The organism is Streptomyces sp. NPDC028298 (genome assembly GCF_055565895.1).
Genome location: NZ_JBVHTL010000006.1, coordinates 200,241 through 219,891, shown reverse-complemented (window position 1 = coordinate 219,891; position 19,651 = coordinate 200,241). Strand labels below are relative to the sequence as shown.

18 protein-coding genes are annotated in these 19,651 nt (G+C 71.0%); 12 read left to right on the top strand and 6 right to left on the bottom strand.

Annotated elements, in window-relative coordinates; genetic code table 11:
- Positions 1–87 precede the first annotated feature (87 nt).
- The 7 genes from ACZ4TO_RS26615 (at position 88) to serC (ending at position 7,072) form a co-directional block, all read left to right on the top strand.
- Positions 88–1,878 (top strand): sensor histidine kinase, encoded by a 1,791-nt coding sequence (locus tag ACZ4TO_RS26615; protein WP_385042391.1) that lies wholly within the window; start codon positions 88–90, stop codon positions 1,876–1,878.
- Positions 1,875–2,282 (top strand): roadblock/LC7 domain-containing protein, encoded by a 408-nt coding sequence (locus ACZ4TO_RS26610; RefSeq protein WP_382792748.1) that lies wholly within the window; start codon positions 1,875–1,877, stop codon positions 2,280–2,282. Before ACZ4TO_RS26615 ends, ACZ4TO_RS26610 begins: the two co-directional genes overlap by 4 nt.
- Positions 2,279–2,635 carry a DUF742 domain-containing protein gene (locus ACZ4TO_RS26605; RefSeq protein ID WP_326787105.1) on the top strand — a complete coding sequence of 119 codons (357 nt, stop codon included), beginning with the start codon at positions 2,279–2,281 and terminating at the stop codon, positions 2,633–2,635. The genes ACZ4TO_RS26610 and ACZ4TO_RS26605 overlap by 4 nt, the downstream gene beginning before the upstream one ends.
- A complete protein-coding gene (locus ACZ4TO_RS26600) occupies positions 2,616–3,254 on the top strand; it encodes a GTP-binding protein (RefSeq protein ID WP_382792745.1) in 639 nt (212 codons plus the stop codon). Before ACZ4TO_RS26605 ends, ACZ4TO_RS26600 begins: the two co-directional genes overlap by 20 nt.
- Complete coding sequence (locus tag ACZ4TO_RS26595) at positions 3,251–4,471, top strand: cytochrome P450 (RefSeq protein WP_468025386.1); 1,221 nt, start codon at positions 3,251–3,253, stop codon at positions 4,469–4,471. Before ACZ4TO_RS26600 ends, ACZ4TO_RS26595 begins: the two co-directional genes overlap by 4 nt.
- A 112-nt stretch (positions 4,472–4,583) precedes the next feature.
- Positions 4,584–5,807 carry a cytochrome P450 family protein gene (locus ACZ4TO_RS26590; RefSeq protein ID WP_385042389.1) on the top strand — a complete coding sequence of 408 codons (1,224 nt, stop codon included), beginning with the start codon at positions 4,584–4,586 and terminating at the stop codon, positions 5,805–5,807.
- Between the two features lie 146 nt (positions 5,808–5,953).
- Positions 5,954–7,072, top strand: a complete 1,119-nt coding sequence (serC, locus tag ACZ4TO_RS26585) for a phosphoserine transaminase (RefSeq protein ID WP_382792737.1) — start codon at positions 5,954–5,956, stop codon at positions 7,070–7,072.
- A 73-nt stretch (positions 7,073–7,145) separates the two neighbouring features.
- Here the strand turns inward: serC and ACZ4TO_RS26580 are convergent, their stop codons facing one another.
- Positions 7,146–8,144: a YncE family protein gene (locus ACZ4TO_RS26580; RefSeq protein ID WP_382792734.1), complete on the bottom strand. Its 999-nt coding sequence runs from the start codon at positions 8,142–8,144 to the stop codon at positions 7,146–7,148.
- 176 nt (positions 8,145–8,320) lie between these two features.
- Here ACZ4TO_RS26580 and ACZ4TO_RS26575 point away from each other — a divergent pair, with 176 nt between their 5' ends.
- Positions 8,321–9,004 (top strand): SGNH/GDSL hydrolase family protein, encoded by a 684-nt coding sequence (locus ACZ4TO_RS26575; protein WP_382792731.1) that lies wholly within the window; start codon positions 8,321–8,323, stop codon positions 9,002–9,004.
- Between the two features lie 79 nt (positions 9,005–9,083).
- Complete coding sequence (locus ACZ4TO_RS26570) at positions 9,084–10,076, top strand: aldo/keto reductase (RefSeq protein ID WP_382792728.1); 993 nt, start codon at positions 9,084–9,086, stop codon at positions 10,074–10,076.
- 396 nt (positions 10,077–10,472) lie between these two features.
- Here ACZ4TO_RS26570 and thpR read toward each other — a convergent pair whose 3' ends face one another.
- The 3 genes from thpR to ACZ4TO_RS26555 form a co-directional block, all read right to left on the bottom strand.
- Complete coding sequence (gene thpR / locus ACZ4TO_RS26565; RefSeq protein WP_467844996.1) at positions 10,473–11,063, bottom strand: RNA 2',3'-cyclic phosphodiesterase; 591 nt, start codon at positions 11,061–11,063, stop codon at positions 10,473–10,475.
- A gap of 126 nt (positions 11,064–11,189) precedes the next feature.
- Positions 11,190–12,551 carry an MFS transporter gene (locus ACZ4TO_RS26560; RefSeq protein ID WP_468025385.1) on the bottom strand — a complete coding sequence of 454 codons (1,362 nt, stop codon included), beginning with the start codon at positions 12,549–12,551 and terminating at the stop codon, positions 11,190–11,192.
- Positions 12,552–12,954: 403 nt separating this feature from the next.
- Complete coding sequence (locus tag ACZ4TO_RS26555) at positions 12,955–13,392, bottom strand: MarR family winged helix-turn-helix transcriptional regulator (RefSeq protein WP_103551027.1); 438 nt, start codon at positions 13,390–13,392, stop codon at positions 12,955–12,957.
- Between the two features lie 144 nt (positions 13,393–13,536).
- Between ACZ4TO_RS26555 and ACZ4TO_RS26550 the strand changes: the two genes are divergently transcribed.
- Entirely contained in the window at positions 13,537–13,719 is a 183-nt protein-coding gene (locus ACZ4TO_RS26550; RefSeq protein ID WP_037624226.1) for a hypothetical protein, read from the top strand.
- Between the two features lie 51 nt (positions 13,720–13,770).
- Here the strand turns inward: ACZ4TO_RS26550 and ACZ4TO_RS26545 are convergent, their stop codons facing one another.
- Complete coding sequence (locus tag ACZ4TO_RS26545) at positions 13,771–15,222, bottom strand: NCS2 family permease (RefSeq protein ID WP_468025384.1); 1,452 nt, start codon at positions 15,220–15,222, stop codon at positions 13,771–13,773.
- Positions 15,223–15,457: 235 nt separating this feature from the next.
- Here ACZ4TO_RS26545 and ACZ4TO_RS26540 point away from each other — a divergent pair, with 235 nt between their 5' ends.
- Together ACZ4TO_RS26540 and ACZ4TO_RS26535 are read left to right on the top strand one after the other, a co-directional pair.
- Positions 15,458–15,733 (top strand): DUF2530 domain-containing protein, encoded by a 276-nt coding sequence (locus tag ACZ4TO_RS26540; RefSeq protein ID WP_382792716.1) that lies wholly within the window; start codon positions 15,458–15,460, stop codon positions 15,731–15,733.
- 110 nt (positions 15,734–15,843) lie between these two features.
- Entirely contained in the window at positions 15,844–18,243 is a 2,400-nt protein-coding gene (locus ACZ4TO_RS26535; RefSeq protein ID WP_468025383.1) for a cation-translocating P-type ATPase, read from the top strand.
- Positions 18,244–18,258: 15 nt separating this feature from the next.
- Here the strand turns inward: ACZ4TO_RS26535 and ACZ4TO_RS26530 are convergent, their stop codons facing one another.
- On the bottom strand, positions 18,259–19,194 hold the full coding sequence (locus ACZ4TO_RS26530) for a hypothetical protein (RefSeq protein WP_468025382.1): 936 nt from the start codon (positions 19,192–19,194) through the stop codon (positions 18,259–18,261).
- Between the last annotated feature and the right edge of the window lie 457 nt (positions 19,195–19,651).

Genomic DNA, 19,651 nt, shown 5'->3' with positions numbered 1-19,651 from the left:
CATCATGTGTCGCTTCTCGCCCAGGCCCGACCGAGGACACGACCGAGGACACGTTCTCCCCCCAGGAACACGACCGAGGACCGATTGATGACCCCGCCCCAGCCCTCCGGCGAACGACCCACCCCCCGCGCCACGGCGAAAGCCGCTCTGACCGCCGCCGTCCCGGCCGCCGCCGCCGTGGTGGCCGGCGTCCTGCTGGCCCCCGAGCCCGCACGCGTGCCCCTCGCCTGGGGCACCGGCGCCGCCGCGTTACTGCTGTGCGTCGCCGTCGCGGTGGCCGCCCACGCCGTGCAGGCCAGACGGATCGCCCTCCGGCGCCTCGACAGCGTGACCAAGGACACCGGCCGACTGCTGCAGGAACGCGCCCGGCTGGCCGAGGAGTTCGGCCAGGAGCGGGCCCGGCTCGCCGACGAGGCCGCCCGCGAACGCGCCCGCGCCGCCGAGGCCGCGGCCCGCGAACGGACCCGTCTGACCGAGACGGCCGAGCGCGAACGCGCCCTCCTCACCGAACAGTTCGCCGCGGAACGGGAGCTGCTCACTGGGGACCGCGCCCGGCTCACCGAGCGCAACGCCGAACTCTCCGAACGCACCCGGCGTGCCGTCGGCGACCGTGCCGCCGCGATCTCCGCGACAGCCAACGCCGCCGCCCGCATGCAGGCGCTGTCCACCGGCATGCTCGCCGACCTGCGGGCCATGGAGGAGCGGCACTCCGACGAGGACGTCCTCGCCGACCTCCTCCACCTCGACCACCGCACCGCCCAGGCGGGCCGCCTCGCCGACTCCGTCGCCGTCCTGACCGGCGCCCGCTCGGGTCGCCGCTGGGCCCGCCCGATCGTCATGGAGTCCATCCTGCGCGGCGCCATGGGCCGCATCGGCGGCTACCAGCGGGTGCGCGTCCACTCCGCCAGCGAGGCCGCCGTCTCCGGCCACGCCGCCGAGGGCGTCATGCACGCGCTCGCCGAACTCCTCGACAACGCCGCCAACTTCTCGCCGCCCACCGCCGAAGTGCACGTGTACGTCGAGGAGGTCCCGGCGGGCGTCATCGTCTCCGTCGAGGACAGCGGCCTGGTCATGGGTGACGTGCAACTGCGGCGCGCCGAACGCGCCGTCTCCGGGGAGGCGGCGGGCCCGGGCGGGCTCGGCGGCCTCACCGGCACCCGCCTCGGTCTCGCGGTGGTCGGCCGGCTGGCCCGCAAGCACGGCCTGAAGGTGTCCTTCCGGCCCTCCGCCCGCGGCGGCACCGGCGTCCTCGTCCTGATCCCGCAGGACATCCTCACGCAGCCGAACCTCCCCCTCGCCGCGGCCCCGCCGCCCGCCGGACCCGAGCCCGTCCCCGCCGCCCCGGCCGCGGTCGACGGCCACCCGTCCGCGCCGAGGTCCCCGGACGGCCCGCGGGCGACGGGAGAGCAGGAGTCCCGTACGCACCGGGAATCCGCCGAGTACCCGGTGTCGCCCGCGTCGCCCGTCTCGTACGCGGCGGCCCACGCGCCCGGCGACCTCGACCCGGACCCCGTCCCGGCCCACGACTCGCCCCGCCACGACCAGGGCCTCGCGGCCACCGGCGGCCTGCCCAAGCGCCGCCGCGGACGCACCCTCGCCCACGCCGAGCGCAGCCGCTCGCACGTCACACCCCCGGCCGCCCCCGAACCCCGTACCGGCGAGGACCCCAAGAACCGGCCGGCGGCCCGCTTCGGCACCTTCCGCCAGGCGGTCCGCGGCACGGCACCCGGCGCCCCCGGACCCGTCGCTGCCGACGCACCCGCCCCGGCGGAAGCACCGGCACGGACCGAGGACCACGCGTCCGCGTCCACCACCGCACCCACTCCGACCCCCACCACCCCCACACACGCGCTCCCGGAAGGCGACACCACTTCATGACCGGCACCATCACCGCCGACGAGAAGCTCACCTGGCTCATCGAGGGCCTCCTCGAGCGCACCCCGGGCGCACGGCACGCGCTCGTGCTCTCCCGCGACGGACTGAAGCTGTGCCGCACCCCGGAGCTCTCGGTCGACCAGGCCGACCAGCTCGCCGCCATCGCCGCCGGCATCCAGTCGCTGTCCCACGGCGCCTCCGTGGAGTTCGGCGACGGCAGCGGCGGCGTGCGCTCGGCCATGGCCGAGTTCTACGGCGGCGTCCTGTTCATCGTCGAGGCCGGCGACGGCGCGCACCTCGCCGTCGTCACCGCCGAGGACGCCGACGCCGGACTGGTGGGCCACAACATGAGCGAACTGGTGGAACAGCTCGGCGAGCACCTGACCGCGCCGCCCCGCTCGTCATGAGCCGTCCTGGCAGGGACGACGCGCCGGACCGGCTGTACACCCTCACCGGAGGACGCACCCGGTCCGGCCCGGACACCCCCTTCGACCTCGTGACCCTGGTGGTCGCCGAGTGCGATCCGGCGGTGGGCATGCAGTCCGAGCACGCCGCGATCCTGCGGATGTGCGAACGGCCCACGGCGGTCGTGGAGATCGCGGCGGAGCTGAGGCTGCCGGTGTCGATCACCCGCGTCCTGCTCTCCGACCTGCTCTCCACCGGCCGGGTCAGCGCCCGTCACCCGCACACGACGGTTCCCTCCGGTCTTCCCGATCCCGACATCCTGGAGCAGGTGCTCGTTGGACTCCGTAACCTCTGACGCTCGTGCGCCCCTGTCCGCGTCGGCCGACAACGGCCTCAAGATCGTGATCGTGGGCGGCTTCGGTGTCGGCAAGACGACCCTGGTCCGCTCGGTCAGCGAGATCCGTCCCCTCAACACCGAGGAGACGATGACGCAGGCCGGCGAGAGCGTCGACGACATCAGCGAGGTGCGCGGCAAGTCCGCGACCACCGTCGCCTTCGACTTCGGCCGCATCACGCTGGACACGCACAACATCCTGTACCTGTTCGGCGCGCCCGGGCAGGAGCGGTTCTGGTTCCTGTGGGACCGGCTGTTCTCCGGGACCCTCGGCGCGATCGTCCTCGTCGACACCCGACGCATCGACGAGTCCTGGTACGCCATCGACCGGCTGGAGCATCACGGCACGCCCTTCATCGTGGCCTGCAACGACTTCGGCGGGCCCGCGCACACCCCGGCGCAGATCCGCGAGGCCCTCGACCTCGACCCGCACGTACCGCTGCTCGACTGCGACGCCCGCTCCCGGGAGTCCAGCAAGCAGGTGCTGATCACCCTGGTCGAGCACCTCCAGACCCACTACGCCCGTCATGGCGCCGCGGCCGCGGAAGGCGCCCTTCAATCACCGGAGCCCGCGCTGTGACCTCCGCCCCCACCACCGCGCCCGTCCCCCTCGGCGGACCGCGGTTCCAGACCGAACCCGCCGAGCTGTACCGGGAGATGCGGCGCGACCACGGCTCGGTCGTACCCGTCGTCCTCGACGGCGACATCCCGGCCTGGCTCGTGCTCGGCTACCGCGAACTGCACCAGGTCACCGGCGACCCCCAGCTCTTCAGCCGGGACTCGGACCTGTGGAGCCAGTGGGAGCGCATCCCCGACGACTGGCCGCTGCTGCCGATGATCGGCCGCAAGCAGCCCTCCATCCTGTACACCGTCGGCGAGCGCCACCGCGAGCGCGCCGCGATGATCAGCGACGCCCTCGAAGCCGTCGACCCCTTCGAACTGCGGTCCCAGGCCGAGAAGTTCGCCGACGAGCTGATCGACGCGATCTGCCCCAAGGGCGAGACGGACCTCATCGGCGACTACGCGGCCCTGCTGCCCGTACGAGTCCTCGCGACGCTCTACGGCTTCTCCGACGAGCAGGGCCCCGGACTGGTCACCGCCCTGAACGACATGATCAACGGGCGTGAGGGCGCGCTGGCCGGACAGCAGCACCTGGCCTCCTCCATGGCGCGGTTGATCGCCGACCGCACGGAGGCACCCGCCGACGACGTCGTCTCCCGCATGCTCGCGAACACCGCGGGCTTCGACGCCATGGAGATCGTCCAGGACCTCATGGTCATGATGGCCGCCGGCCACCAGCCGACGGCCGACTGGATCGGCAACTCGCTGCGGCTGATGCTCACCGACGAGCGGTTCGCCGCCTCCCTGTTCGGCGGCCGGCACAGCGTCGCCGAGGCCATGAACGAGGTCCTGTGGGAGGACACCCCGACCCAGAACGTGGCCGGGCGCTGGGCCTCCCGCGACACCCAGCTCGGCGGCCGCCGGATCCGCTCCGGCGACCTGCTGCTGCTCGGGCTCCAGGGCGCCAACTCCGACCCCCAGGTCCGCACCGACAGTTCCGCGCTCACCGGCGGCAACAACGCCCACTTCTCCTTCGGCCACGGCGAGCACCGCTGCCCGTTCCCGGCCCAGGAGGTCGCCGAGGTCATCGCGCGGACCGGCATCGAGGTCGTACTGGACCGGCTGCCGGACATCGACCTCGCGGTACCCGCCGACTCGCTCACCCGGCGCCCCTCCCCGTGGCTGCGGGGACTGAACGAACTGCCCGTGCGGTTCACGCCCGTACCCGTCCTCTGAGACGCCCTGTGCACCCGGCCGGCGCACCCCGCCCGGCCGGGGCCCGGGGCTGTCCCCATGCCCCGGGGGAAAACGCTTCACCCCCACCCCAGCCCCTTGGAGGCACCCCCGCATGACCACCGGTACCGAAGAGACCCGCATAGCCCTGGACCCCTTCGTCGCCGACCTGGACGGCGAGAGCGCCGCGCTGCGCGCCGCGGGACCGCTCGCCGCCGTCGAACTGCCCGGCGGAGTCCCGGTGTGGGCCGTCACCCACCACGCCGAGGCGCGCGCCCTGCTCACGGACCCCCGCCTGGTGAAGGACATCAACGTCTGGGGCGCCTGGCAGCGCGGCGAGATCGCCGCCGACTGGCCGCTGATCGGCCTCGCCAACCCCGGCCGCTCCATGCTCACCGTGGACGGCGCGGACCACCGCCGGATGCGCACCCTGGTGGCGCAGGCGCTGACCCCGCGCCGGGTGGAGCAGATGCGGGAGCGGATCGCGAAGCTGACGGAGAGTCTGCTCGACAACCTCACCGGGGACGTCGTCGACCTGAAGGCCGACTTCGCCTACCCCCTGCCCATGTACGTGATCGCCGACCTCATGGGCATCGAGGAGTCCCGGCTGCCGCGTCTGAAGGAGCTCTTCGAGAAGTTCTTCTCGACGCAGACCCCGCCCGCCGAGGTCATCGCGACCCTCACCGAGCTCGCCGGGATCATGGCGGAGACCGTGGCGGCCAAGCGGGCCGAGCCGGGCGACGACCTGACCAGCGCGCTGATCCTGGCCTCGGAGGACGGCGACCACCTCACCGACGAGGAGATCGTCTCCACCCTCCAGCTCATGGTCGCGGCCGGCCACGAGACGACGATCTCCCTCATCGTCAACGCGGTCGTCAACCTGTCCGCCCACCCCGACCAGCGCGCCCTCGTCCTGTCCGGCGGGGCGGACTGGTCCGCGGTCGTCGAGGAGACCCTGCGCTACGCCACCCCGACCTCCCACGTCCTCATCCGTTTCGCCACCGAGGACGTCCCGGTCGGCGACAAGGTGATCCCGGCGGGCGACGCGCTCATCGTGTCGTACGGCGCGATCGGCCGTGACGAGAACGCCCACGGGCCCACCGCGGGCGAGTTCGACATCACCCGCACCGGCAAGAACCGGCACATCTCCTTCGGCCACGGGCCCCACGTCTGCCCCGGCGCGGCCCTGTCCCGCCTGGAGGCGGGCGTCGCCCTGCCCGCCCTGTACGAGCGCTTCCCGTCCCTGGACCTGGCCGTACCGGTGTCGGACCTGCGCAACAAGCCGGTGGTGACGCAGAACGACCTGTTCGAACTGCCGGTCCGGCTCACCGCCGAGTGAACTGACCAGGTGTGACGGCACGGCCGCCGGAGGAGCCCCCACGGCCCCTCCGGCGGTCGCGCCCTCGCCACGCCCCGTCAACACGCGCCGTCTCAGCCGACGGACGACGTTTCACCGAGGTTTCCCCGAACGGCTAGGCTCCTGGCGTGGCTGATATCCAGATCCCCGCTGACCTCAAGCCCGCCGACGGACGATTCGGCGCCGGCCCCTCCAAGGTGCGGACGGAGGCACTGGACGCGCTGGCCGCGACCGGCGCCTCGCTGCTCGGCACATCCCACCGCCAGGCCCCGGTCAAGAACCTGGTCGGCAAGGTGCGCGAGGGCGTGCGCGAGCTGTTCTCCCTGCCCGACGGGTACGAGGTCGTCCTCGGCAACGGCGGCTCCACCGCGTTCTGGGACGTCGCGACGCACGGCCTGATCGAGAACAAGTCGCAGCACCTCACGTTCGGCGAGTTCTCCTCCAAGTTCGCGAAGGCCGCCAAGCTCGCCCCGTGGCTCGCCGACCCGACCGTGATCTCCTCCGACCCGGGCACGCACCCCGAGCCGGTCGCCGAGGCGGGCGCCGACGTCTACGCCTTCACCCACAACGAGACCTCCACCGGTGTCGCCGCCCCGATCAAGCGGGTCGCGGGCGCCGACGAGGGCGCCCTCGTCCTGGTGGACGCCACCTCCGGCGCCGGCGGCCTGCCCGTCGACATCGCCGAGACGGACGTCTACTACTTCGCCCCGCAGAAGTCCTTCGCCTCCGACGGCGGCCTGTGGATCGGCGTGTTCTCCCCGGCCGCCATCGAGCGCGCCGAGCGGATCCACGCCTCCGGCCGGCACGTCCCGGAGTTCTTCTCGCTGCCCACGGCGATCGACAACTCCCGCAAGAACCAGACGTACAACACCCCCGCGCTGGCCACGATCTTCCTGCTCAACGAGCAGCTCGAATGGATCAACGGCCAGGGCGGCCTCGCCTGGTCCTCGGCCCGTACGAAGGACTCCTCGACCCGCCTCTACCGCTGGGCCGAGGACAGCAAGTACGCCACCCCGTTCGTGACCGACGCGGCCAAGCGCTCGCAGGTCATCGGCACGATCGACTTCGCCGACGAGATCGACGCCGCCGCCGTCGCCAAGGCCCTGCGCGCCAACGGCATCGTCGACACCGAGCCGTACCGCAAGCTCGGCCGCAACCAGCTCCGCGTCGCCATGTTCCCGGCGATCGACCCCGCGGACGTCGAGGCGCTGACGCACTGCATCGACTACGTGATCGAGAAGCTGTAACCGCACGACGACGGCCGAGGGGCGTCCGGCATCCGCCGGGCGCCCCTCGGCCGTGTCCACGGGGTGGCCGCGTTCAGCGGCGGCGCAGCCGCTTGAAGCCGAACACCACGGCGAACAGGGCCGCGACCGCGATGGCGCCGACCTTCACCTCACCGCCCATCCCGTCCCCGCTCCCGCCCCCGGAGGCCGAACCGCCCCCCTTGGAGGACGAGTTGGAGCCGGACCCCGAAGCACCCGGCGCGTCCTCCGGCTCCACGGGGCTGTCCGCGCCCTCGCTGCCGTACATGAGCTTCGATCCGTCGGGCGTGTAGGTGATCGACTCGCCCTGGCCCTGGAGGGGCACGTTCAGGCGCTCGAGGCGTTTGATGCGGCCGTCGTTCCACGCGTAGGCGATGCCGCCGAAGTAGCCGCGCACGGCGAGCTGCCGGCCGTCGGGGGAGAACGCGCCGTCCGTGACCCACAGGTCGATCGTGGCGACCGGCTTGAAGACGTTGGTCGAGCCGGCGGAGAGCTCGGCGGGACCTTCGTAGAGGTGGCCGCCGTCCTCGTCCTTGTCGGCGATGTAGACGCGCCCCGTCTTGGGATGCACCATCAGCGCCTCCGCGTTGCGGGGACCGTCCGAGTACTTCACGACGTACTGGGTGGCGCGGATCGTCTGGTCCTTGAGCACCTTCGGCTCGGGGAGCTTGTAGACCCACACGTGGTCCCACTTGCCGCCGAGGTTGTCGCCGATGTCGCCGACGTACAGGTCGCCGTCCGGGCCGAGGGAGATCGCCTCGACGTCCCGGGGCGCGCCCACCCCGCTCATGGTGATCCTGGCGACGGTCTCGCCCGTACGGCTGTCGACCGCGTACAGGTACGGCCCGTCGTCGCTGTCGTTGTGCGTCCAGTAGACGCCCGGGTGGATGCGTGAGGCGGCGAGGCCGCTGGACTCCTTGATCCGGGGGTCCTTGATGGTGAATCCCCCGTCCCCTCCGTCGGCGAGGGCGGGCGCCGCCAGGGCGAGGACGAGGGCCGCTCCGGCAAGGGCTCCGGCGGCGGCTCCGGACACGTACGAGTGGGATCGGCGCATGGCCCAAGCCTGCCATCCCACCGGCCCGTTCACGTCGTCGCGGCCCGCCCGGACGCACCCCGCCAGGCCCTCGCTCCCCGCCCGCACCGGCACACCGCCGCGGACCCCGCGCGGGCGTGTCCAGCCTCACACCGTCCGGGCCCATGGCGCCTGGGCCGATCGTCCATGATGATCGGATGCTCAGGTTCATGCCCGTCGGCGACTCCATGACGATCGGTAGCGCGGGCGAACACACGTGGCGCTACCGGATGTGGCAGCACCTGCGCGCGGCGTACGGGGGCCCGTTCAAGATCGTCGGCCCGCGCGAGACGCTCTACGACCAGGCGACCGGGTCCGCCGACTCCTACGAGTACGCGGACCCGGAGTTCCCCCGCGCCCACCTGGCCGGCTGGGGCGAGGGCTGGCTGCACATGGCCCCGCTGATCCGCGAGGCGGTCCGCGCCCAGCGCGCCGACGTCCTGCTGGTCTCGCTCGGCCTCATCGACCTCGGCTTCTACACCAACGCCGCCCAGACCGCCGACAACGTCCGCGCCTTCGTCGCCGAGGCCCGCGCCGCGAACCCGCGCGTCCGCATGGTCCTGCTCCCGGTGATACCGAACGTCCGCGCCCAGGACGACCCGCCCTTCGCCGCCGAGGTGGCCGCGTTCAACGACCTCCTCGCCAAGACGGTCGCCGACCTCGACGAACCGCGCTCCCCGCTGCTGCTCGCCTCCCCGCCCTCCTCGTACGACATCGCCTTCGACACCTACGACGGCACCCACCCGAACGCGAGCGGCGAACACAAGATCGCGGAGGGTTTCGCCGAGGCGATGTACCAGGCCTGGGACCTGGGCGAGCCGTACGCGGCCCAGCCGGCCTGACCACCGCGTCCGGCACTCCCCCGCCGTCGCCCGGTCCGCTCTTGCCTAGAGCGCACTCCACGTCGTTGGCTGGTGAACCATGAAGTACACACAGCTCGGACGCACGGGGCTCAAGGTCAGCCGGCTCGTCCTCGGCACCATGAACTTCGGCCCGCAGACAGACGAGACCGACAGCCACGCGATCATGGACGCGGCGCTGGACGCGGGAATCAACTACTTCGACACGGCCAACGTCTATGGGTGGGGCGAGAACAAGGGCCGCACCGAATCGATCATCGGCAACTGGTTCGCCCAGGGCGGCGACCGCCGGGACCGGACCGTCCTCGCCACCAAGGTGTACGGGAACATGGGCGCCGAGGGCGACCCGTGGCCCAACCACGACAAGCTGTCCGCCCTGAACATCCGGCGCGCGGTCGAGGCGAGCCTGAAGCGGCTCCAGACGGACTACATCGACGTCTACCAGTTCCACCACGTCGACCGGTCCACCCCCTTCGACGAGATCTGGCAGGCCGTCGACGTCCTCGTACAGCAGGGGAAGATCCTCTACGTGGGGTCCAGCAACTTCCCCGGTTACAAGATCGCCCAGGCCAACGAGATCGCCGCACGCCGCGGCGGGACCATCGGCCTGGTCAGCGAGCAGTGCCTCTACAACCTCGCCGAGCGCCGCGCCGAGATGGAGGTCATCCCGGCCGCCCAGGAGTACGGCCTCGGTGTCATCCCCTGGTCGCCGCTGCACGGCGGACTGCTGGGCGGAGTGATCAAGAAGGAGGTCGAGGGCGGCCGCCGGGCCAGCGGCCGGGCCGCCGACGCCCTCGCCGACACGGCCGCACGCGCCCAGATCCAGGCGTACGAGGATCTGCTGGAGAAGCACGGTCTGGAGCCCGGAGAGGCCGCGCTGGCCTGGCTGCTGACCCGTCCCGGCGTCACGGGACCCATCGTGGGCCCGCGCACCGCGGAACAGCTCGCGTCGGCGCTGCGCGCGGTGGAGCTGGAACTGTCGGAGGACGTCCTGGAGGGTCTCGACGAGATCTTCCCGGGCCCGGGTCCGTCCCCCGAGGCGTTCGCCTGGTAGCAGGGCCGTCCCCGCAGGGCGTTCGCCTCGTCGCGGGACCGCGGCCGCGGGGCGTTCGCCTCGCAGCGCAGCCGTCCCCGCCGGGCGTTCGCCTTGAAGCGGGGGCCGCGATAGCGGGCGTTCGCCTTGAAGCGGGGGCCGCGATCGCGGGCGTTCGCCTCGTGCCGGGGCGTCCCCGTTCGCCTCGTGCCGGGGCAGCGGGCGCGGGGCGTTGGCCTCGGAGCGAGGGCCGTGGCTGTGGCCGTGGGGCGTTCGTCTCGCGGCCCCGCCGCGCGTCCGGCGTGCGGCGGTGGCGGTCGCTATCTGACCGCCGCCGCCATGGCCACGACGAAGAACATCAGCACGAGCACACCGGCCATGATCCGGTTACGGGTCTTCGGGTTCACGTCAACGAGGTTAACGGTCCGCCGGGCCCGCCCCGTCGCCCGCCCCCAGCGGGCACGCGGCCACCGTTTCGTATCGGGGCTGCTCACCGGGCACTCCCGACCTCGGCAGGTTGCTGCGGACGAGACACAGCTCACCCACCGTCCAGGGTTCTCCCGCGAACGCGTCCAGCGCGGCGACGTACGGCTTGAAGTCCGCGGAGTCGCGGCTGCGGGCCACGGTCAGATGCGGACGGTAGCGGCGGTGCTCCTCCATCTCGACGCCCGCCTTGCGGCCCGCCGCCTCCGCCCGGTCCGCCAGCAGCCGCATGGCCGCGACGTCCCCCGCCGCACCCACCCACAGGGCCCGCCCGCCGAAGTGCCCGCCGCCGCGCAGGGACAGCGGGAACGGATCGGTGCGCCGGCCGGCCCGCAGCAGCCGCTCCGTGAGGTCCGGGACGGTCTCGTCGGCGACCTCGCCGTAGAACGCGAGCGTGAAGTGCCAGCCGGGACGGCCCGTCCAGCGCAAGGCGTCCGCTCCCGGCATCCGCCGCAACGCGTCCACGTCCGGGGCCAGTTCACGCACCGCACCGGCAGGGGGCAGTACCGCCGCGAAGAGTCTCATGGGCCCCAGCCTTCCAGGGAACGCCGTCCGGTACACCGGAGTGGACGAGGCGGCCGGCCGCTTCACGCGGGCCGGCCGCCTCCGAACCTCCTGGTCCCACCCGGGGTGGGTCGTGCCGAGGTGGAATCACACCGTGGCGAGCTGCTCCTCGCTCCGCGCACGCGGGACGAAGCGGATCCGGGGGCGGCCGTGATGCCACCCGAGGTCGACCCGCAGCCCGCCGAGACGGGCCAGGACCAGACCGATCGCCGTCGCCGCGGCCATCGAGACCAGTCCGCCGAGCGCGAAGCCCACGCGAGGTCCGTAGACGTCGGTGACCCAGCCGATCAGCGGCGCGCCGAGCGGTGAGCCGCCCACGAAGACCATCATGAACAGCGCCATGACCCGGCCGCGCATGGCCGGGTCGGTGGCCATCTGGACCGAGGTGTTCGCGGTGACGTTCACCGTCAGGCCGAAGATGCCGATCGGGACCATCAGGAGCGAGAACAGCCAGAGCGTGGGAGCCGTGGCGGCCACCACCTCCAGCGCGCCGAAGGCCACCGCCGCCGCGATCAGCACGCGCAGCCGGGCCGTGCCGCGCCGGGCCGCGAGCAGCGCTCCGGCCAGCGAACCCAGCGCCATCAGCGTGTTGAAGAGGCTGTACGCCCCGGCGCCCGAGTCGAAGATGTCGTCCGCGTACGCCGACAGCCAGACCGGGAAGTTGAAGCCGAAGGTGCCGATGAAGCCGACGAGGACGATCGGCCAGATCAGTTCGGGCCGCCCGGCGACATAGCGGAGGCCTTCGCGGAGCTGGCCCTTGGCGCGCGGCGCCCGCTCGACGACGTGCAGCTCGCGGGACCGCATCAGCAGCAGGCTCGCCAGCGGGGCCACGAACGACACGCCGTTCAGCAGGAAGGCCCAGCCGGTGCCGACGCCGGTGATCAGCAGACCCGCGACGGCGGGGCCGACCAGCCGCGCGGACTGGAAGTTGGCCGAGTTCAGACTGACCGCGTTCTGGAGCTGCCCGGGGCCGACCATCTCGGAGACGAAGGACTGGCGTGCCGGGTTGTCGACGACGGTGGCCATGCCGACGGCGAACGCGGCGAGGTAGACGTGCCAGACCTGGACGTGTCCGGAGAGCGTGAGGAAGGCGAGCACGAGGCCGGTGAGGGCCATCGCCGTCTGCGTCACCAGGAGTGTGGGCCGCTTGGGGAGGCGGTCGACGAGAACACCGCCGTACAGGCCGAAGAGCAGCATCGGCAGGAACTGGAGCGCGGTGGTGATGCCGACGGCGGCGGAGGAGCCGGTGAGGCTGAGCACCAGCCAGTCCTGGGCGATGCGCTGCATCCAGGTGCCGGTGTTGGAGACGACCTGGCCCAGGAAGAACAGGCGGTAGTTCCGGATCTTCAGCGAGCTGAACATCGAGGAGGAGCGGGGGGAGTCGCGGGTGGCCGGGGAATCGGGGGTGGCTGGTGCGGGGGCGGAGTGTGCTCCGGATCCCGTACTCAAAAGGGCTCGCCTCCATTGCGATCGTGGACGTCGGCGTCATGGGGGGCGTCGGCGCTTGCGGGGAAGAGCGGACCCTCCGTTGCTCCGTGATCAGTGATCCCGGTCGAGATCGGTGATCCCGGTCGAGATCGGTGATCCCGGTCGAGATCGGTGATCCCAGTCGTGATCGGTGATCCCAGTCGAGATCGGTGATCCGGACCGTGACCGGTGATCCGAACCGAGATCAGCGATCTGGTCGGTGACCAGTGGTCCGGGCCGTGACCGGCGATCGGAACCGAGATCGCCGATCCGGGACGAGACCGGTGATCCGGACCGAGATCAGTGATCTCGGTCGAGACCGCTGATCCGAGTCGAGACCGGTGATCCGGGCCGGGATCGGGGAGCGTGAGAGGGCCGCCGTCGGTCAGATGTGCGCGAGCTTCTCCAGGACGGGAGCGGCTTCGCGGAGCTTGGCCCATTCGTCCTCGTCGAGGGCCTCGACCAGTCCGGCCAGGAACGCGTTCCGCCGGCGGCGGCTCTCCTCGAGCATCGCCTCGGCCTTGTCGGTCTGCGTCACCACCTTCTGGCGCCGGTCCTCGGGGTGCGGCTCCAGCCTGACCAGCCCCTTGGCTTCGAGCAGCGCGACGATGCGGGTCATCGACGGCGGCTGCACATGTTCCTTGCGGGCGAGCTCGCCGGGCGTGGCGCTGCCGCAACGGGCGAGGGTGCCGAGCACCGACATCTCGGTGGGGCTCAGCGACTCGTCGACTCTCTGGTGCTTGAGTCGACGCGACAACCGCATCACTGCGGAGCGCAAGGCGTTCACGGCGGCCTCGTCGTCGCCATGGGTGAGGTCAGGCATGTTCTTTAGCTTAACTCATTACTCTCGCTAAAGAACAACTGGGCCCGCGTGAAACGCGCCATCGGACGCGGAGATCACTCATATGAGTGAGATGGCTCCGGAAAGTGACCCGAATCCGGTCGGGAAGCGGCGACCCTCGACTTCATGGGGACCAGCGTGCTCAGCCTGCGTATCGACGGGGAGCTGCTCGACCGGCTCCGCGACCATGCCGCGAAACGCGGAATGAGCGTCCAGGACTATGTGGTCCGGACGCTCATTCGCGACGACTTCGACGAGCGGTTCCAGACCGCCGTCGAGGAGACGGAGAAGTTCTACGGGGTCACCTGATCCCGTGTGCGCCGCCGGGGGTCAGTGAGCCCCCCGCACGGCCGATGCCGCTCAGGTCAGGCCGAGGGCCGGCATGAGGTAGTAGAAGGTGAACACCGCCGACACCACGTACATGGCGACCGGGATGTCACGACCCCGGCCCGCCGCCAGGCGCAGCACGACGAAGGTGATGAAGCCCATCCCGATGCCGTTGGTGATCGAGTAGGTGAACGGCATCATCATCATGGTCACGAAGGCCGGGATGGCGATCGTGTAGTCCGCCCAGTCGATCTCCTTGACCGAGTGGGACATGATCAGGAAGCCGACCGCGATCAGCGCGGGGGTGGCCGCCTGGGACGGGACCATCGTGGCGACCGGGGTCAGGAAGAGGGCGACGGCGAACAGCGCGCCGGTGACCACGTTCGCGAAGCCCGTGCGGGCACCCTCGCCGACGCCGGCCGTGGACTCCACGAAGCACGTGGTGGCCGAGGAGGAGGAGGCGCCGCCCGCGGCGACGGCGATGCCGTCGACGAAGAGGACCTTGTTGATGCCGGGCATGTTGCCCTGCGCGTCCGTCAGCTTGGCCTCGTCGCTGATGCCCATGATCGTGCCCATCGCGTCGAAGAAGCACGACAGCAGCACGGTGAAGACGAAGAGGATGCCGGTCAGCACGCCGACCTTGCTGAAGCCGCCGAACAGGCTGAACTGGCCGATCAGGCCGAAGTCCGGGCTGGCGACCGGGTTGCCGGGCCACTTCGGGGTGGTCAGACCCCAGGACGGGATGGTGGTGACGGAGTTGATGATCACCGCGGCGACCGTCATGGTCACGATCGAGATGAGGATGGCGCCGGGCACCTTGCGCACGATCAGCGCGAGGGTCAGCAGGGTGCCGAGGATGAAGATCAGGACGGGCCAGCCGTGCAGGTGGCCGTCCGTGCCGAGCTGGAGCGGGACGGTCGTCTGGGCGATGTCCGGGATGCGGGTGACGAAGCCCGAGTCGACCAGGCCGATCAGCATGATGAACAGGCCGATCCCGATCGCGATGCCCTTGCGCAGGCCGAGCGGCACCGCGTTCATGACGCGCTCGCGCAGACCCGTGGCGACCAGGAGCATCACGATGAAGCCCGCGAGGACCACCATGCCCATGGCGTCCGGCCAGGACATCCGGGGCGCGAGCTGGAGGGCGACGACCGTGTTCACGCCGAGGCCGGCGGCCAGCGCGATCGGCACGTTGCCGATGACGCCCATGAGGAGCGTGGTGAAGGCCGCGGTCAGCGCGGTCGCGGTCACGAGCTGACCGTTGTCGAGGTGGTGCCCGTACATGTCCTTCGCGCTGCCCAGGATGATCGGGTTCAGCACGATGATGTACGCCATCGCGAAGAAGGTGGCGAAACCGCCGCGGATCTCGCGCGGAAGGCTGGAGCCCCGCTCGGAGATGTTGAAGAAGCGGTCGAGAGCGCCCTGAGCGGGCCGGGACTCCGGCTGCTGCGGGGCGGGGGCCTTGGTGGCGGCCGAGGTGGACATGCGGGTCCTCAAACGTGCAGGGGGACGGGACGTGATCGAGCCTGGTCAGTGGTCGTGCACCAGCAGGTTCCCCCAGGTCGCTGTTGGTGTTTTCTACGAATACAACTGGCCAGACTCGGACCGTTTCAGTATGAACATATGAGTCAGAAATCGCTATCTCCGCGCGTAGACCCCTGTGGCACAAGGGGGACGGGGCCCGAACACAACCGGTCGCCGACCCTCGTAAGCTGTGCACATGGCGAAGTGGACCCCCAAGCACGAGGCGCCGGAGCCCCTGGAGGGCCCCGTCGTCGCCACCATCACGGGCGGCACGATCCTCTGGTTCGTCCTCTTCCTGGTGCAGCTCCCGTTCTACGGCTGGTTCGACGACCACGGACACCTGTGGTGGCTGTGGACCTGCCTGGCCGGCGCGGGCCTCGGGCTCATCGGCATCTGGTACGTCCGCAAGCGTGACGCCGCGATCAAGCGCGCCCAGGCGGGCGGCTCCCCCGCCACCCCCGTGACGGACTAGGGGACTTCTCCACCCACGGCAGCACGACCCGCCGCCCCCGGTCCTCCCCAGGTCGGAACTTTGGCGCACTCGGCGGGTGAAGCCGCATATCCGCACGTACCGTCGAAGGCATGACCCACACCGACGCGGGCGCCGGACTGGATCCCGTTCACCCCGTTCCCCTACCCGCCTCCCGGCGGGCCGAGGGGCTGTCGGCCGCCGAGGTGGCCGAACGGGTCGCGCGCGGCGAGGTGAACGACGTCCCGGTGCGCAGCAGCCGCTCCGTGGGCGAGATCGTCCGGGCGAACGTGTTCACCCGCTTCAACGCGATCATCGGCGTGCTCTGGCTGGTCATGCTGTGCGTGGCACCGTTCCAGGACAGCCTGTTCGGCTACGTGATCATCGCCAACACCGGGATCGGCATCATCCAGGAGTGGCGCGCCAAGAAGACGCTGGACTCGCTCGCGGTGATCGGCGAGGTGAAGCCCACCGTCCGCAGGGACGGGGTCGCCGCCGAGGTGCGCTCCTCGGAGATCGTGCTCGGGGACCTCATCGAGATCGGGCCGGGCGACAAGGTCGCCGTCGACGGCACCTGCGCGGAGGCCGACGGGCTGGAGATCGACGAGTCCCTGCTCACCGGTGAGGCCGACCCCGTGGTCAAGCACGCCGGCGACGCGGTGATGTCCGGCAGCTTCGTCGTGGCCGGCAGCGGCGCCTTCACCGCGACGAAGGTGGGCCGGGAGGCGTACGCGGCACAGCTCGCGGAGGAGGCCTCGCGGTTCACGCTCGTCCACTCCGAGCTGCGCAGCGGTATCTCCACGATCCTCAAGTACGTGACGTGGATGATGATCCCGACGGCCATCGGCCTGATCATCAGCCAGCTCGTCGTCAAGCAGCACGGCTTCAAGGACTCCGTCGCGCGGACCGTCGGCGGGATCGTGCCGATGGTCCCGGAGGGCCTGGTGCTGCTCACCTCCGTCGCCTTCGCCATCGGCGTCATCCGCCTCGGCCGAAAACAGTGCCTCGTCCAGGAACTTCCCGCCATCGAGGGCCTCGCCCGCATCGACACCGTCTGCCTCGACAAGACGGGCACCCTCACCGAGGGCGGCATGGACGTCACCGAGCTGCGCCCGCTCCAGGGCGCCGACGAGTCGTATCTGCGCAAGGTCCTCGGCGCGCTCGGCGAGTCCGATCCGCGGCCGAACGCCTCCCTCCAGGCGATCATCGCCGCCTACCCGGACAACGAGGAGTGGCGCTGCACCCAGTCCCTGCCCTTCTCCTCCGCCCGCAAGTACAGCGGCGCCGGCTTCAGCGAGGGCAACGGCGAGTCGAGCGCCTGGCTGCTCGGCGCCCCCGACGTACTGCTGCAGCCCGGGGACGCCGCTCTCGCCGAGACCGAGCGGCTCAACGAGGAGGGCCTGCGGGTGCTGCTGCTGGCGCGGACCACCAAGGACCTGGACGACCCCGCCGTGGCGGAGGCCGCACGGCCCGCCGCGCTGATCGTGCTGGAGCAGCGGCTGCGCCCGGACGCGGCCGACACCCTGCGCTACTTCGCCGAGCAGGACGTCAAGGCCAAGGTCATCTCGGGCGACAACGCGGTGTCGGTGGGAGCGGTCGCCGGAAAGCTGGGGCTCACCGGCGAGGTCGTGGACGCGCGCCGGCTGCCGGACGAGCGCGAGGAGATGGCCAAGTCCCTGGAGAAGGGCACGGTCTTCGGGCGGGTCACCCCGCAGCAGAAGCGGGACATGGTGGGCGCCCTTCAGGCCGGCGGGCACACGGTGGCGATGACCGGCGACGGCGTGAACGACGTCCTGGCGCTGAAGGACGCCGACATCGGGGTGAGCATGGGCTCCGGGTCCGAGGCGACCCGCGCGGTGGCCCAGATCGTGCTGCTGAACAACAGCTTCTCGACCCTGCCCTCGGTGGTCGGGGAGGGCCGCCGGGTCATCGGCAACATCACCCGGGTCGCGACGCTGTTCCTGGTCAAGACGGTCTACTCGGTGCTGCTGGCCGTACTGGTGGTGTGCTGGCAGGTGGAGTACCCGTTCCTGCCGCGTCATCTGACGCTGCTGTCGACCCTCACGATCGGGGTCCCGGCCTTCTTCCTGGCCCTCGCCCCCAACAAGGAGCGCGCCCAGCCCCACTTCGTGCGGCGGGTGATGCGGTACTCGATCCCGGGCGGTGTGGTCGCGGGCACCGCGACCTTCGCGATGTACCTGATCGCGCGCCACTACTACACGGGAGAGGGCTCGCTGGAGGCGGAGACGAGCGCCGCGACGCTGACGCTGTTCCTGGTCTCGATGTGGGTGCTCGCGATCATCGCCCGGCCGTACACCTGGTGGCGGGTCTGCCTCGTCGCCTCGATGGGCGGGGCGTTCCTGCTCGTGCTCGTGGTGCCGGGGCTCCAGCACTTCTTCGCGCTGAAGCTGGTCGGCACGACGATGCCGTGGATCGCGGTGCTGATATCGGTGACGGCGGCGGCCGTCCTGGAGTTCCTCTGGAGGTGGGTCGACCGCCGCGTCCCCGCGTAGGGCTTACGTCATCGACTACTGCACGTCGACGTAGTCACCCGTGGCGTTGACCGCCGGGGTGGTCGAGGTGCCCGCGAAGCTGTAGCGGTAGTAACCGTCGACGGTGGCCGTCGTGGTCGTCTTCAGGTTGCCGGTGCTGTCCGACTTGATCGTCTTGAGCGTGGTGTAGGTGCTGCTGGTCTTCTTGCGGAACTGCAGCTGCACCGGCTGGACGGTGTAGCCGTGGTAGGCGAAGTCGTCCCAGTTGGCGCGGGACAGCTTGCCCGTGACCGTGACGGTCTTGCCCTTCTTCACCGGCTCCGGCGCGGCGTTGACCGTCAGCTTGGAGTAGCGCTGGAGCTTGGTGGTGGCGAGGTCGCCGGCACCGGCGAAGCCGACCTGGCTCCAGTCGATGTCCTCACCCAGCGGGTCCTGGTCGTTGAAGTCCAGGATGTAGCCGTCGGCCTTCCAGGTGGTGGCGTCCTCGTTGCCCACCAGGTCCCAGCCCGGGTCGACCTCGATGCTGCTCTTGCAGTTCGCCTTCGTCGCGGAGACGTCGGTGCAGCTCGGCCAGTCGGGGCCGACCAGCCAGTTGGCCTGGTCTTCGTAGGAGCCCCGGTAGAGCTCGATGTCCATGTAGGTGTCGGCGGCGTAGATGTCGACGTCGGCGGCGTGCGTCACGGTGAAGGTGACGGGGACCGTGACCTTGTTGGTGGTGCCCACAACGATCGGCTTGCCGCTGTTGACCTTCACGGAGGAGAAGGTCACGTCCAGCGGGTACGGCTCGCCGTCCTCGCCCGTGGAGCCGGTGTAGGCCGACTTGCCGTCGGTGGCCGCGCGCGCGGCCTGCGCGGCCTTCTGGACGTCGTCGTGGCTGTACGAGTGACCACCCGTCGCCTGGGCGGCGGGCACGGCGAGGGCGGAGAGAGCCAGGGCGCCGGAGACGGCGGCCACGGTGGCACGTATGCGCATGCGATCCCCACGTGGAGAAAGGGGCCCCGACGGCGGTCGGTCCTGACGGCTCGTGGTCGCCCGGGGCCCAAATGATCTTGGAGTCTGTTGACTCGGAAGACATGATCGCCGAGGCGCCCAAAAGGTTGTACGCCAGGTGAACTTTTCGTGCAGGCCTTCGAGAACGGCCCGGATCCCCGTCCGGGGGCGGGGATCCGGGCCGCGTCGGTTGCCAGCCCGTGCCGGGCACGCGCGCGTTCGTGGACACGGCCTGACGCACGTCGGCGTTGACCGGACGGGAAGTCGTCGCCGGGCGACGGCCCGAGTGATGGCGGAGTCTTATGACTCGTCGAGAAGGATCGCCGGAGTGCTCGAACCGTTGCGCGGGAAACGAAATCCTTGCGCGGTCCCTATGGAGATCGGGGCGGAGATCGGGCGGAGATCGGGCCGAGATCGGGAAAAAGGGAAATCCCCGGCC